11 protein-coding genes are annotated in these 14909 nt (G+C 43.0%); all 11 read right to left on the reverse strand.

The window, feature by feature from the left end; translation table 11 throughout:
• Positions 1–1257 carry a D-amino acid dehydrogenase gene (locus FD716_RS01010; RefSeq protein ID WP_139850558.1) on the reverse strand — a complete coding sequence of 419 codons (1257 nt, stop codon included), beginning with the start codon at positions 1255–1257 and terminating at the stop codon, positions 1–3.
• A gap of 81 nt (positions 1258–1338) precedes the next feature.
• Positions 1339–2358, reverse strand: a complete 1020-nt coding sequence (locus tag FD716_RS01015) for an Ldh family oxidoreductase (RefSeq protein ID WP_139850559.1) — start codon at positions 2356–2358, stop codon at positions 1339–1341.
• 19 nt (positions 2359–2377) lie between these two features.
• Complete coding sequence (locus FD716_RS01020; protein ID WP_407641910.1) at positions 2378–3769, reverse strand: amino acid permease; 1392 nt, start codon at positions 3767–3769, stop codon at positions 2378–2380.
• Positions 3770–3973: 204 nt separating this feature from the next.
• Positions 3974–5386, reverse strand: a complete 1413-nt coding sequence (locus FD716_RS01025) for an amino acid permease (RefSeq protein WP_139850561.1) — start codon at positions 5384–5386, stop codon at positions 3974–3976.
• 682 nt (positions 5387–6068) lie between these two features.
• Positions 6069–7838, reverse strand: coding sequence for an acetyl/propionyl/methylcrotonyl-CoA carboxylase subunit alpha (locus tag FD716_RS01030; protein ID WP_139850562.1), 1770 nt, complete (start codon positions 7836–7838; stop codon positions 6069–6071).
• Positions 7828–9414: a 5-oxoprolinase subunit B/C family protein gene (locus FD716_RS01035; protein ID WP_139850563.1), complete on the reverse strand. Its 1587-nt coding sequence runs from the start codon at positions 9412–9414 to the stop codon at positions 7828–7830. The genes FD716_RS01030 and FD716_RS01035 overlap by 11 nt, the downstream gene beginning before the upstream one ends.
• A gap of 17 nt (positions 9415–9431) precedes the next feature.
• Complete coding sequence (locus tag FD716_RS01040) at positions 9432–10238, reverse strand: putative hydro-lyase (protein WP_139850564.1); 807 nt, start codon at positions 10236–10238, stop codon at positions 9432–9434.
• Positions 10239–10256: 18 nt separating this feature from the next.
• Positions 10257–11015 (reverse strand): LamB/YcsF family protein, encoded by a 759-nt coding sequence (locus FD716_RS01045; protein WP_139850565.1) that lies wholly within the window; start codon positions 11013–11015, stop codon positions 10257–10259.
• Between the two features lie 19 nt (positions 11016–11034).
• The gene (locus FD716_RS01050) at positions 11035–12288 is read right to left on the reverse strand and encodes an NRAMP family divalent metal transporter (RefSeq protein ID WP_171477072.1); all 1254 of its coding nucleotides are present in this window, start codon (positions 12286–12288) and stop codon (positions 11035–11037) included.
• A gap of 323 nt (positions 12289–12611) precedes the next feature.
• Positions 12612–13541 carry a LysR family transcriptional regulator MumR gene (mumR, locus tag FD716_RS01055; RefSeq protein ID WP_139850567.1) on the reverse strand — a complete coding sequence of 310 codons (930 nt, stop codon included), beginning with the start codon at positions 13539–13541 and terminating at the stop codon, positions 12612–12614.
• A 486-nt stretch (positions 13542–14027) separates the two neighbouring features.
• Positions 14028–14789, reverse strand: coding sequence for an SDR family oxidoreductase (locus tag FD716_RS01060; RefSeq protein WP_139850568.1), 762 nt, complete (start codon positions 14787–14789; stop codon positions 14028–14030).
• Positions 14790–14909: the final 120 nt, after the last annotated feature.

Raw genomic sequence — 14909 nt, forward strand, 5'->3', positions numbered from 1 at the left:
TCAAAGATAGCGGCTAAAATTTAAATCGTCTGTCCGAATAGCGGTGGCTCGATTGGAAATAATATCGGTTAATAGTTGTGCTGATCCGCAGGACATGGTCCAGCCTAAAGTGCCATGTCCCGTGTTGGTCAATAAATTTTGATATTGGGTTTTGCCAATGATTGGTGTGCCATCGGGCGTGGTGGGTCTAAAGCCAGTCCAAAAATGGGTTTCACGTGAATCACTTGCCTCAGGAAAAAGTTGCTTTAATACCATTTTTAACGTGTGCTCACGTCGAGGATCGAGGTAGCGATTAAACCCACAAATCTCAGCCATTCCGCCGACACGAATGCGATCATCAAAGCGGGTTAAGGCAACTTTATATGATTCGTCTAAAATTGTTGAAATGGGTGCGGCATCTGGATCGGTAATTGGGGTGGTAATCGAATAGCCTTTGAGGGGGTAGACTGGTAGTTTAAGGTCAATTTGTGCCAGTAGATCTCGGCTGAAACTGCCGAGTGCAATCACATATTGATCGCCTTGAATCAGTTGCCCATCTTTGAGTAATACTCCTGAAATGGTATTGGATGTTTTTTGGATCTGCTGAATATTCGCATTAAATATAAAGTTAACCCCGCGCTTTTCGCAGAGCTTGGCCAGTTCTACCGTGAATTTATGACAGTCTCCAGTTTGGTCACCGAGCAAATGTAAGCCGCCAACCAGATTCACCTTAGATTTTTTTAGTGCGGGTTCGACGTTTAACAACGCTTCGGCTGTTAATAATTGATGTGGAATATTCTCGGCTGTTAAAATTTGAATATCTTTTTCAATCGCATCAAGTTGTTGTTGCGTCCTAAAAATTTGCAGTGTGCCCAATTGACGCGCATCAAAACCAAACTCAATTTCTTCACGTAAATGGTCAAAGCAGGTACGACTGTGCTCAGAGAGGCGCAGCATACGTTCTTTATTGATTTGATAACGCTCAGCATTACATTGACCTAGCATTTTAAGCATCCATTCATATTGGAATTTCTGCCCTGTCAGCTGGATACTCAGTGGTGCATGTGGTTGAAACATCCACTTCAATGCTTTGAATGGAACCCCTGGTGCTGCCCAAGGAGAGGAATACCCAGGCGTAATTTGTCCTGCATTGGCAAAACTGGTTTCAAGTGCGACACCAGGCTGTCGATCAAGAACAGTTACATTATAGCCAGACTTAGACAGATAATAGGCTGTCGTAACCCCGATGACACCAGCACCAAGCACAATAATATGCATAAAAAATCCTTTCACTTGAGGCAGCTGAATGCATCAAGTGAATCTGAAAATATATTGAACATTAAAGGTTAAAATGAAGTATTACTCAGATTGTAAATAAGCCATTAAGTCTTGATATACAGAGGCATGCATTTCAATTGAACCAGATTCAAGATTTTTTGCACGTGCTGCATAACGTCGTGAAGAGGGCAGACGTACATGCTGTATTGCATAACCATCGAATAGCTGTTCTGCATTTTCCAGATAAGCCTGCATTGCACCGCCCAACAGGACTTCCGGGGAGATCGCTAAAATGAATTCTCCACCGAGCGGAGAGCCACCTGCACCTGCATCCTTTTTCTGCGATTCCATACTGAGTACATCACCAATCAGAGGACCGGCCAACAATTCAATCATGGCCGCAAGTGCTGAGCCTTTGTGTGAGCCAAAGGTCTTCATTGCGCCTGTGGTTAAAATCGTTGCAGGATCATTACTTGGTGTTCCATCTGCATCGACCCCACAACCGTCAGGCAGCAATTTGCCTTCTTTGCGATGTAATTCAATGTCGCCACGTGCCATTGCCGTGGTTGAAAAATCAAAAATAAATGGAGCTTGATTATTCGGACGTGGCCAACCGAAGGCCATGGGATTGGTACCAAATAATGGGCGATTGCCACCTTCTGGCACGACCCAGGCATGATTTGAAGTACAGGCAATGCCAACCAAACCTTGTTGGGTTAGCAGCTCAATTTCATACCAGAGCGCGGTGGTATGCACACAATTATTGATTGCCAATAATGCGATCCCTTGATCTTTGGCTTTTTCTGCTAACAAGGGAATACAGCTTTGTAAGGTTAAAGGCACCATGGCATTGTGTGCATTAACCTTTAGGATCGCCTGACTGATATGTTCTATTTCAGGGGTTGCATCTGCAGATACGGTGGCCTTTTGCATTGAGGTCACACAGTTAAGGAGGCGATATAAACCATGTGATTGGCAATTATCTATTTGTGCTTGCATTAACACATCACTAATCGCAGCAATATGTGCTGTGCTATAGCCTGATTTCGCCAATACTTGTGTACATAAATCTTCCGCGTCATGCATCGATAATTTAATCATTTTAAAATCCATTTACGTATTAAACTGCTGATGATTCAGCGCTGATTACTTTTGAGTTTTTCTTTTTACGAAAGCAACTCATGAGTAAAATAAAACTGGTCAAAGAGAGGGTCACAATCGTTTCTGAACGGTGCTGCTCAGAGAAGAACATATAACCGAGAACACTCAAAATAACCAAAATGACAAACAAAGTAAGCCATGGGAAAAGCCACATTTTAAAATCTAATTTCACCCCTTGTTTATCCAAGCGAAAACGTGAAACCAGTTGCGAACAGGCAATTACCAAATAAACCAAGAGTCCGATAGCATTCATGGTCGATAACAGCACCATAAAGACTTCTTCTGGAAAACCGTAGTTCACTGCAACTGCAATCAGGGCAATCACAGTACAGGTCAATACCGTGACTCTTGGAACACCATTGCGTGTCACTTTGGATAAATATTGCGGTGCATTACCACGGACACTGAGTGAATACATCATGCGTGATGCGGTATATAAACCCGAATTTAACACACTGGTGACGGCAACAAAAACCACAATATCCATGAGTAAGCGTGAGCCTGGGACATTCAGTACATGTAATACATATTGGAAGGTTCCCATTTCTTGCAGACCTGGGTCATTCCAAGGAACAATGCACAATACTAAGAAAATTGAGACGATATAAAACAGACCAATTCGAAGAATAACCAAATTGGTTGCTCGGCGAATTTGAACAGCTGGATTTTTTGATTCAGCGGCTAAAATCGTAAGCATTTCTACACCAAAAAAGGTGAACATCGAAATCAGCATCCCAGTGAAAATAGCGGTATAACCGTAGGGAAATAATCCGCCATTACTGAGTATTTTGGATATACCACCAACATTTTCTGCCAATGGCCAATAGCCCATAACCGCCATCGTACAGAAAATAATAAATGCGATAATGGCGATGACTTTGATGAGGGCAAACCAAAACTCGAACTCACCAAATTTCTTAACATCCATTAAGTTGGAGCCAGCAAGCAATACAATACAACCGACTGCAATGACCCAGGCTGGAATCTCAGGAAAATAATGGTGCGCAATATTCGCACCTAAAATTGCTTCAAAGGCGACAACCAGTACCCAGTACCAACAATATAGCCATCCGACGGTAAATCCTGCCCATTCTCCTAATGATTGACTGGCATAGGTTGCAAATGCGCCGGAGTCAGGGTTTCGAATGGCCATTTCCCCCAACATCCGCATAACGAATAAAACCATAATCCCTGTGAGCATATATGAGATTAGAATAGCGGGCCCAACCGTATTTAGGGCTGTCGCTGAAACTACAAATAATCCTGCACCAACAATTCCACCCAAAGTGATCATGGAAACTTGTCTATTTGATAAAGCATGCTTTAGTTTTCTTTCATTTTGATTATTAATCATGATCATCCTTTATATGATTAAGCATTTGCTTTGGTTATATTTACACCGTCCGTTTTGAATGTAAATTAGCAATATTATAAAACCTCACGATTAATATGAATGGGGCTAGTCATTTTATGCGGATGCTTTATTATTTTAATAAAAAATCACCTTTATTATAAAGGTGCTTTAATCAAGGCTTCGAATTGGTTTAGCTTTGGGTTAAACCTGGTTTAGATCTTTATTTTTATTTATTATCCATGGTTTTAGTGTAATGCGTTTTCTTGTTACGATTAAGCTTAGCGCCAAGATAAATGTGGTTACACCCAAGGTAAGGAAGGTTTCATATCTAAAGTTCGGTGAGATGAACATATAACCCAACACGGCTAAGATCGCAAAAATGACAATCCAAGTGAGCCATGGGAATAGCCACATTTTAAATTGTGGGAATACACCATTTTGCTCCATTTGAGTACGCATTCTGAGTTGAGTCACAGCAATCACCAAATAAACCATTAATGCAATTGCACCAGTGGTGGAGAGTAAAAAGCTAAACACTTGACCAGGGAACGCGTAGTTTGCATAACAACCAACAAAGCCTGCAACACTTGAAGCAAGAACCGCAATTTTTGGTACACCCGTCTTGGTCACGTTGGTTACTGCTTTCGGTGCATCATTTCGTGTTCCTAATGAAAACAGCATTCTGGAGGCAATATAAATTCCGGTGTTCATACAGCTACACACGGCAACAAAGACTACAAAGTCAATAATGATTTTAGTCCCTGGGACATTTAATACCGATAAAACATATTGGAAGGTACCCATTTCAACTAAGCCTGGAGACTTCCAATCAACCAATGCAACCACAAGGAAAATAGAGAGTAAATAAAACAGCGCGATGCGGTAAATCACCAGATTAGTGGCTTTGCGAATCTTCTCTTGTGGGTTTTTCGATTCGGCCGCTGCAATAGAAACAACTTCAGCGCCAAAAAATGAAAAGATTGTGATTAAAATACCGGTTAAAACTGCACCAAAACCGTTTGGCATGAAGCCACCGCTTTGGTAAAGATTAGAAACACCACTAACATCTGCTAATGGCCAAAAACCAAATACTGCCATGAGTGCAACAATGATAAAGGCAATAATGGCAACAACTTTAATCAGTGCAAACCAAAATTCAAATTCACCAAAGTTCTTAACGTTCATTAGATTACTTAACGTTAATACAAACATAATGGCGACGGCAAAGCTCCAAGACGGAATACTGGGGATATAGGTATGTAGAATTTCAGCGCCAGCAATTGCTTCTACAGGAATAATTAAAACCCAAAACCACCAGTATAACCAGCCAATGGTAAAGCCTGCCCATGGGCCAATTGCAGTACTGGCATAGGTTGAAAATGAACCTGAGTCAGGTTGAATAACTGCCATTTCACCGAGCATTCGCATGACTAAAAAAACCAGCAAACCTGTGAGTGCATAAGAAATAATAATTGCTGGGCCCGCTGTTTGGATGGCGGTCGCTGAACCAATAAATAGCCCAGCACCGATAATTCCACCAATCGTGATCATACCGATTTGTCGGTTTGACAAGCTCTCTGCAAGTTTTGGGGATTTTTCCGAAATATTACTCATTCTTTTCCCTTTTATGCAATTCATGGATAATGCATTCAGCGCGGCGAAAATATATTGCAGCAACGTTGAATCGAATCAAAATCTCTTTTAAATATCAGCATCCATGCTTCTGCATTTAAAATTTAAATATTAATTTGAGTATGGTTTTTATCAGACTTGGGTACAAACGAAAAATTGGAATACCGGTATAACTTATTTTCAAAAATAAATATAAGCGATTTGCTTTTATTTTAAAATTTATTTTAAGATATTAATTAAAAGATTTTATTATTAAATCTGTTTGTTACTTACTATTTTAAATAAATACTTGTTCTTATGCAGTCTAGGGGCTTATATCATAAGGTGGTTTGCTTGGCTTGGTCTTTTTTTATACATTATTTTGCTGCAGTTGGATGAATGGAAATACAGAAATATTTAAATTTAAATTTTTAAAACTACATTGTTTAGATTTTAAGCCTGATTTTGATTACGTCATCCATTTTATAAACTTATGTGAGTATTATCGTTTGCTAGAACTTCGATTCTTTTTATAAAATGGTTTTGAACAGCCTGTTGATTTCAATCATGATCGAAATTCGATCGAGGTTGGGCATGTGGAAACCACGACCAAAACCAAAACCAAAACCAAAACGGTTTCAGCTTTGATTTTGGTTTGTCTATGGATCGAATACGCGATGCAGCGTTATACGATCTTGGCAATCAAATGATCGGCTTGGCAGGTCGTGGTTTGCGTTGATAAGATTTCAATCTTACCTGAACAATGTGCCAATACTGGCACTTCCATTTTCATGGCTTCCATAATCGCCACCACTTGACCTTCTTCGACTTGCTGACCGTGTTCAACTTTCCATGCGCTGATCATGCCGCTAATCGGTGCCAGTAAATGCTCTGGTTGTAGCTCAAGTGCGGGCGCAATTTCGGTTGATGTTGCAGCAGGATTTGCACCTTGCGCAAAGAGGTTGGCGGGTAGGCCTAGACGATGTAATTTCCCATCGATTTCCATATAGCTGAGCAATAACGGTTGTTTCTGATTTGGAATACTGCGTTTGACTGGGGCTAAAACTTGTTTAAAGTCATTTTCAATCCAACGGGTATGGACTTTAAATTCATCGGTGAAATCAGCTTCATTTAATACGGCACGATGAAAATCCAGTACCGAGGCAATGCCTTCGATTTTAAATTGCTTTAAAGCACGTTTGGCACGTGCGATGGCAATGTCACGGGTCGGCCCAGTGACAATGAGTTTGGCCATCAGTGAATCAAAATGACTCGATACCAATGAACCGCTACGCACGCCTGTTTCAATTCGCACGCCATTGCCGGTTGGTGCTTCAAATAAATGGATGTGACCAAATGCAGGAATAAAGCCGCGGCTTGGATCTTCAGCATTGATGCGGAATTCAATCGCATGGCCTTGTGCTTTGGGCGTGGCTTGAATGGAAAGTTCATGTCCCAGTGCGACACGGATTTGTTCCACCACCAAATCAACGTTTGTGGTGGCTTCGGTCACTGGATGTTCGACTTGCAAACGGGTATTCACTTCTAAAAAAGACAGTTTGCCATCACGACTTAATAAATACTCCACTGTGCCTGCACCAACATAGTCAGCAGCCTGACAGATGGCTTTGGCTGAGCTGAGGATTTCTTGGTAGGTGCTCTCGCTGATAAATGGGGCAGGGGCTTCTTCAACCAGTTTTTGATTGCGACGTTGTAAAGAACAATCACGGGTACCGAGTACCACCACATTGCCGTGTTGATCGGCAATCACTTGTGCTTCAAGATGGCGCGGTCGATCTAAGTATTGTTCGACAAAGCATTCACCACGACCGAAAGCAGCCAAGGCTTCACGTACCGCAGAGTCGTATTGCTCTTTGACTTCTTCAAGTTTCCACACCACTTTTAGCCCACGACCACCGCCACCAAAGGCGGCTTTAATCGCAATGGGTAAACCATATTGTTTGGCAAAATCTAAGGCTTCATCTGCATGCTTTAATGGGTCTTGGGTGCCTTGAACCAAGGGTGCACCGACAGAGGCTGCAATTTTACGTGCTGCGATTTTATCGCCTAAGTTTTCAATGGCACTTGGTGATGGCCCAATCCATTTGAGTCCAGCATCAATCACTGCTTGTGCAAATTCGGCACGCTCAGACAAGAAGCCATAACCTGGGTGAATCATGGTGGCTTTGGATTTTTTTGCGATTTCGATAATCGCAGCAATATTTAAATAGGTGTCTTTTGCGGTTGCGCCTGCCAGTCCCCAAGCTTCATCTGCCAGTTCAACATGCATGCTTTCAATGTCATCATCGGCATAGATGGCAACCGAAGCAATGCCCATGTCGGCACAAGCTTGAATGATGCGAACTGCGATTTCACCACGATTGGCGATCAGTAATTTCTCAGGCAATTGTTGATCCGTGTTTGGTTTTTCAATGCTTGTTTTTTCAGTGCTCATATCCATTCTCAATTTTTTCAAATTCTTTAATTTTGTTGAATTTAATCTGGCAACCCACCGGGATTTGCGCCAATAGATCCCAATGATGTTTGGCAACCGATGCGATGACCGGATAACCGCCCGTCAAAGGATGATCATTCATAAATAAAACCGGCTGGCCGCTCGATGGAATTTGCAGTGCGCCAATTGCAGTGGCCTCACTTTCCAACTCATGGCTGATGCACCGTACCAAAGGAATGGCACCTGCCAAGCGCAGTCCGACCCGATTACTTTCATTGGTGACCAACCACAGTTGTTGGCACAATCGATCTACACTGTCAGGCTCAAACCAGTCGGTGCGTGGGCCCATGACTATGTCCAATTCAACCGTTTCACCCGCGATTGGGAGGTAGGTTGGGGCAGTTTCATGGCTGATGTTGCTGGTGGTGGCATTGCCCTGATACAGCACATCACCGACTTTTAATGGTGCTGGTCCAAGCACGGCCAAGCTATCAAATGAATAGCTATTTAAAACGGGCTTAAGCGCAAAACCACCCCGAATCGACAAATAGTTGCGCAGCCCAGCGGTTGGGGTTTGTATATGAAATTCATCGCCAACATCTAAGGCTATCGGCTGGCAACTGGCAAAATCGGCAGTTTGCCCATCGACAAATTTCACCCGAATATTGGAAATTGCACCGGTCACAGCCAAAATGACTGCCGCCTGTACTTTGGCTTTTAAGCCACCGTTTAATAGTTCAATCACAGCGGTGTTGATTGGATTGCCAACAATGCGATTGGCCAGATGCATGGATGCAAGATCGAGGGCACCAGCCGAACCGACACCAATCTTGCTTTGATTAAAACGACCTTCATCCTGCATCAGCATCTGTAGACTGGCTGCGGTAATTTTAAACACAGCTGCGCTGGTCATGGCTTCTGTTGGATGAATCTGCACAGGCACAGAAACCGACACGGGGGCATGGGTTTTATCTTCAAAATGAACCTGCATTCCCGGCAACAACAATGCAGGATTTTTACGCTGCAAATCCCACATTTTTTCGGTGGCTGTGCCGATTAATTGCCAGCCCCCCGGAGAATCTTTGGGATAAATACCCGAATATTGTCCCGCCAGTCCAAGTGAACTGGCAGGGATTTTTTTACGTGGCACGGCCAAGCGCGGAATATCGCTAAAGGGACGATCTGGACTACTCAGATAAGCAAAACCTGGCGCAAAACCAATGAATGCCACCTGCCACAGACTACGCTGATGTTTTAAAATGACATCGGCAACCGATAAGCCTTGTAAGGTCGCAACTTGGGCCAAGTCTTCACCGTCATAACGAATTGGGATAATGACTTCTTGCTGCTTGTGTATCTGGGCTGACTCAATCTGTAGGGCATTGATGGCTGATGCCAAGACTTGGAAATTACTTTCCAACTCATTAAAAAACACCAAGATGGTTTTGGCCGCTGGAATACAGTCTTTTATGCCCTTGAGTTGTACCGTTTGCAATTGACGATACAGCGCCATAGTCTCTGCTAAACTTGAAAGTTCAATCAAAAAGCAATCGGCATTGACGGATAAAAATCGCATAAGCTGATCCTTAATGATTAACTGATCCACGCCTGATCTGGGATGTCGGTAATCAACATATGACCAGGTGCATGGCTAATCGCAAATGGAATTTTAGAGTTCATCACGGCTGCTTGTGGTGTCACGCCACAGGCCCAAAATACGGGGATTTCACCGGCTTCAATCCGTGAGGCCTCACCAAAATCGGGTTGCTGAATAGCTTGAATCCCCAAGCTTTCCGGATGGCCAATATGTACAGGAGCACCATGCACGCTTGGCATACGCGCGGTAATTTTGACCGCTTCGGCAATTTGATTTGAGGCGATTGGACGCATCGAAACCACCATGTTGCCGGAAATGCGTCCAGCAGGACGGCAAGCGATATTGCTTAAGTACATCGGCACATTGGTCTTGTCCTGAATATGCCGCACCTCAATGCCGGCATCCTGCAATGCGGTTTCAAAGGAGAAACTACAGCCGATCAGAAAAGTCACAAGGTCAGGATGTGCGTGATAAAGATCAGATGCATCGGTAACTTCATCGACCATTTCGCCATCTTTCCAAATGCGATAGCGTGGAAAATCGGTGCGAATATCAGAATCTTGTGCCAGTTGCGTGGCATATACGCCTTCTTCTAAGACATCTAATACTGGGCAGCTTTGCGGATTACGCTGTGCGTACAGCAGAAAGTCATAGGCCCAGTCTTTGGGCACCGAGATCATATTGACTTGGGTCATTCCGGGCGCCATGCCTGCGGTGGGTTGATCAAACCCCGCACGGATTTGATGGCGTGCCGCAAGCGCTGCTTCGCGCTGAACTGGATTGGCTTTAAGGTGTTTTGCCATGATGATTTTCCTGATTGCTTATGCACAGAATGGGCGAACTTGAATGTTGTTTTTTAACAATTCAGCTTTGATGGCAGCAGACATTTCCAGTGCGCCATCGGTATCGCCGTGTAGACAAATTGAATCGGCTTGAATTGGGGTAAATACCCCATCAATCGAATCCACCCCTCCATTTTTCAGCATGGCGACCACACGTTTTGCCACGAAATCGGTGTCATGTAATACAGCACCGGCTAGGCGACGTGAAACCAAAGAGCCATCACTGTTATAGGCCCGATCTGCAAAGGCTTCAGAGACCACAGTTAAGCCAGCGGCCTTGGCTTGTGCCACCAAAGGTGAGCCTGCAAGCGCCACCAGAACCAAGGCTGGGTTATACATTTTGATGGCATCAATTACGGCTGCGGCTTGTGCTGCATTGCTGGCAATGGTGTTGTATAAAGCACCATGAGGTTTGACATAGTTCACTTTAGAACCCGCGACTTTGGCGAGTCCATCGAGCGCTGAAATTTGATAGAGCACATCGGCAATCAGCTCATCGCGAGACAAATCCATATTGCGACGACCAAAGCCAACCAAGTCTGGATAGGCGACATGCGCACCAATGTTAACCCCCAATTGCACAGCGTGTTTAAGGGTGTTTAAAATACCGAGTGGGTCACCGGCATGAAAGCCACAGGCAATATTGGCACTGCTCACCACAGGGAGAATTTGTGCATCATTGCCCATTTTCCATGAACCGAAACTTTCACCTAAATCACTATTTAAATCGACAAACATAGTCTGAAATCCTGATCGCTTAGAGTTTGGTTAAGTAGTTAAACACGGTGGTAAATGACATATAGCCCATCCACCACGTCAGTAAGCAGGTGAGTACACCTAAAATTAGTAACCATTTTGGATAATGATAATTGCCCAACATGTCCTGACGACAAGCGGCAACATACACAAAAATGGTGAGGCCAATTGGCAAAACTAAGCCATTAAAACCACCCACAAAAATTAATAATCCAGCAGGCGTTGCACCCAGTAGCACATAAAGTAAGAGCGCTAACGAGATGAATGTAATGGTGGAATAGTTGCTTTGTTTCGGGGTTAAATTTTTCTTAAATGCGGTAAAGAACGAAACTGAAGTATAGGCGGCACCAATGGTACTGCTGATCCCCGCGGCCCAGAACACTAAACCAAACAGTTTAAAGCCGAAAGTACCTGCTGCATATTGGAAGGCTTGTGCTGCTGGATTGGCATTGTGGCTGGCCAAATCAATCGATGCACCGCTTACAATCACGCCCAAAAATGCCAAGAACAAGATATAGCGCACAATCCCAACCACGATAATCCCTTTGGTTGCAGCTCTTGCGACTTCATCAATATTTTCTGGGCCAACCGCGCCTTTATCGAGTAAACGGTGTGCACCGGCATAACAGATATAACCCCCAACAGTTCCACCGACAATGGTGGTAATGATGGCAAAATCAATTTGGTCTGGGGCAAAGGTTTGTTGAACTGCTTCGCCAACCGGTGGCATCACGATAAAGGCCACGATCACAATTAAAATAATTTTTAGCAATCCCAGCACAATCATACTCTTGTCCATGACAAGCGAGGCTTTACGAGATGCAAAAATCAGAATGGCGAGGGCACCACTTAATACGCCACCAACCTTGGTATCTAGGCCGAACAGTGCATTTAAACCCAGTGCAGCACCGGCAATGTTACCGATACTAAAAAAGAAGCCGCCTAAAATGACCAGAAATGCCAGCAGATAACCACTGCCTGGCAAGGCTTTGTTGGCAATATCCGAAGCACGCATTTGGGTCAGCGTGACTACGCGCCAAATATTTTGCTGCACCACATAATCAATCAGAATAGAAATTAAAATGGCAAAACCAAATGCTGCGCCTAATTTTGCGGTAAAGACGGCGGTTTGGGTTAAAAACCCAGGACCCATTGCCGAGGTGGCCATCATAAAAATGGAGGCAACGATTGCCCACTGACGGTCATTGAAAAAAGAAGTTTTCATGAAAGACATACTGATGCGTTCCTCATCCAGTTGAGCTTAATCAACGCGATTTCAAGTTAAATAAAGAACATCAATATTCTAAAATATGAAATTCTTTAATCCTTTAATTTTTTAAAATATGGGTTCTGCTGAACCGAATTCCGTATTTAAAATAAAAGCATAGGCAAGGTCGAATCACAATAAGACCTTATTTTGAGTATGGTATTTTTAAGCTATTGAATTTTATTAAGTTATATTTATTTGAAATGCATGCATAATCAAAGTTTATCTATGCTCATAAGTTGGCCTTATGGTGATTTAGACATTTTGTTGGTTGAGCTAAAAAGTATCCTAGTGATACAGAGTAGATTTACTTATCTTTTTAGCGCGGTATTTTTTTTAAGTGTTTCATTTAAATTTTTCATCGATTTTTCAGAAACCGTGATGGCAAGTTCAGTCAGCTTTTCTTTTAACGCCCCATTGTTGCCTTGCAAATAAATCGCAGTGAAATGAAAGGATTTAAGTTGAATTGGGGTATTTAAAATTTCTAATCGACCATCGACAATTTCTTTTAATGCAGTGAGTTGTGGTACCACCGCAATGCCCAAGCCCTGTTCGGCTAAACGTAACACCGTAGCCAATGAATAACTGGTGATTGAAAGTGGTTCATCAATCTGCTGTTCTTTCATTTTTGCTTTGAGTTCTTTATAGGGATAGGTACTTCTGGGATAGGTTAAAATCGTATGTGACATCAATGCTTTAAGTGACATTTGTCCAATGCCGCCTTGTAATGAGGGAGCTGCTAAAAAACTCAACTCAAAATCGCATAACGAACGTTCGATACATTCAAAGGGGAGCGTGGGGCCCAGTAAAAATGCCATATCGAGCTTGCCAGCACGGATGCCTTCTTGTAAATCTGGGGTTAAATCCACCACAATTTCAACGGATACTTTGGGAAAAGTCCGTTGCACTTGTTCCATGTATTCGACCAGCCAGGTATAGACAATCGTTTCAGACACCCCCAATCGAATTATACCGGTAAGATGCTGATTTTCAGTTAACTCTGCCACCATGTCGGTTTCAAGTCGCATAAATTTTTCAGCATATTTAAATAAGGTTGCCCCTTTGTCGGTGGCTTTGATTTGGCGTGAGTGACGGTCAAGTATTTTAAAGCCAAGACTTTTTTCAAGTGCGGTAATTTTTTGAGAAATCGCGGGTTGCGTGATCTTCAGTTTTACCGCTGCTTTATTAAAACTATTTAAGGTCAGCACCCAGTAAAAGACTTCCAAATTCTTGAGATTCACAGCGCAGACCTAATCAAAATGGAGACGAATCCTAAATTATGCCTCATTCCGATTAAAAAACTAGAGTGGATGGTATTTTTAGCGGCTTGCTAGGCTTTGAATTCAAAGCAGTTCCCCCCTCTTTTCCAAAGAGGGGAACTTCCATTAAATATCATACTGAGTTTGCTACACAACGCTCCTTCCTTAGAAAAAGGAAGGTTGGGATGGATTACTTTGGATCGTAAACAGCAGAAAATAAACTTAAAACTGTGTCCAGTATTTGTTGACCACTACATTCCCCTCTTTGAAAAAGAGGGGTTAGGGGTAATGCCAGTCAGTTAAGCTTTTTTAATGATTCAAAAGCACCCTCTTCCCACTTGCGGAATATATTCCTCATCCCAAGGGGAGAAGGGGCTTTCAGACATAATTAATCAATCAAAAATAGCTGTATTTGTCTTCACTGACTGGCATTAGGGTTAGGGGAGATTGAGGAGATCAGCAGTTCATTTAATGCATTAACCAACCGCCAGCAACATCTAAGATTTGACCCGTGACAAAATCACTTTGAGTTGAGGCTAAATATTCAATGGCTTTGGCGACTTCTTGTGGTTGTCCCAAACGTTGTAGCGGGGTTTCTGCAATAAACTGACTGTTGACTGCATCACCGACCATTTGCACCATCGGGGTATTAATGCGACCCGGTGCGACAGCATTGACATGAATACCGTATGGGCCTAATTCACCCGCCAGTTGTCGGGTTAAGCCAATAATCGCGGCTTTGGTCGAACTATAATGACAGGCGACCACAGGTAAATAGATATTGGCGGCCACCGATGAGGTATTAATAATTTTACCGAACTTGTGTTTGATCATGTCGGGCACCAAAAGGCGAATCATATTAAAACTGCCATTCAGGTTAATCCCGACCACATTGTTCCATTCGAGATGTGACATTTCCCAAATCTTATGTGCTTTACCGTTGTGCTTGGGTGAAACCCCAGCGTTATTAATTAGGGTATCCATCGGGCCCATTGCGGTATTGAAATATTCGACTGCCTGCACACACTGTTCATAGTTGGATACATCGGCAACAAAACGATGAAATTTATAGTCCTTTTCGGCAAGCGTTTGACAGAAAGTATCGAGCTGCTCCGCGTTATAGTCCATCAAGGCCACGGTGGCACCTAAGCCACAAAAATGTTCTGCGATTGCTGCGCCAATGCCTGAAGCTGCGCCAGTGATGAGCACATTTCGATGATGAAAAGACATCTCAATAAATCCATTTATAGTATTACGGTATTACAGTGATAACACTGAAGATTTTAAAAATCAATTTTATATTTTGAAAATTTAAAGTCGATTTATTCCAAAATGCAGGATGAACTGTAG

It is taken from the genome of Acinetobacter pullicarnis, from assembly GCF_006352475.1.
Taxonomy (GTDB): Bacteria; Pseudomonadota; Gammaproteobacteria; order Pseudomonadales; family Moraxellaceae; genus Acinetobacter; species Acinetobacter pullicarnis.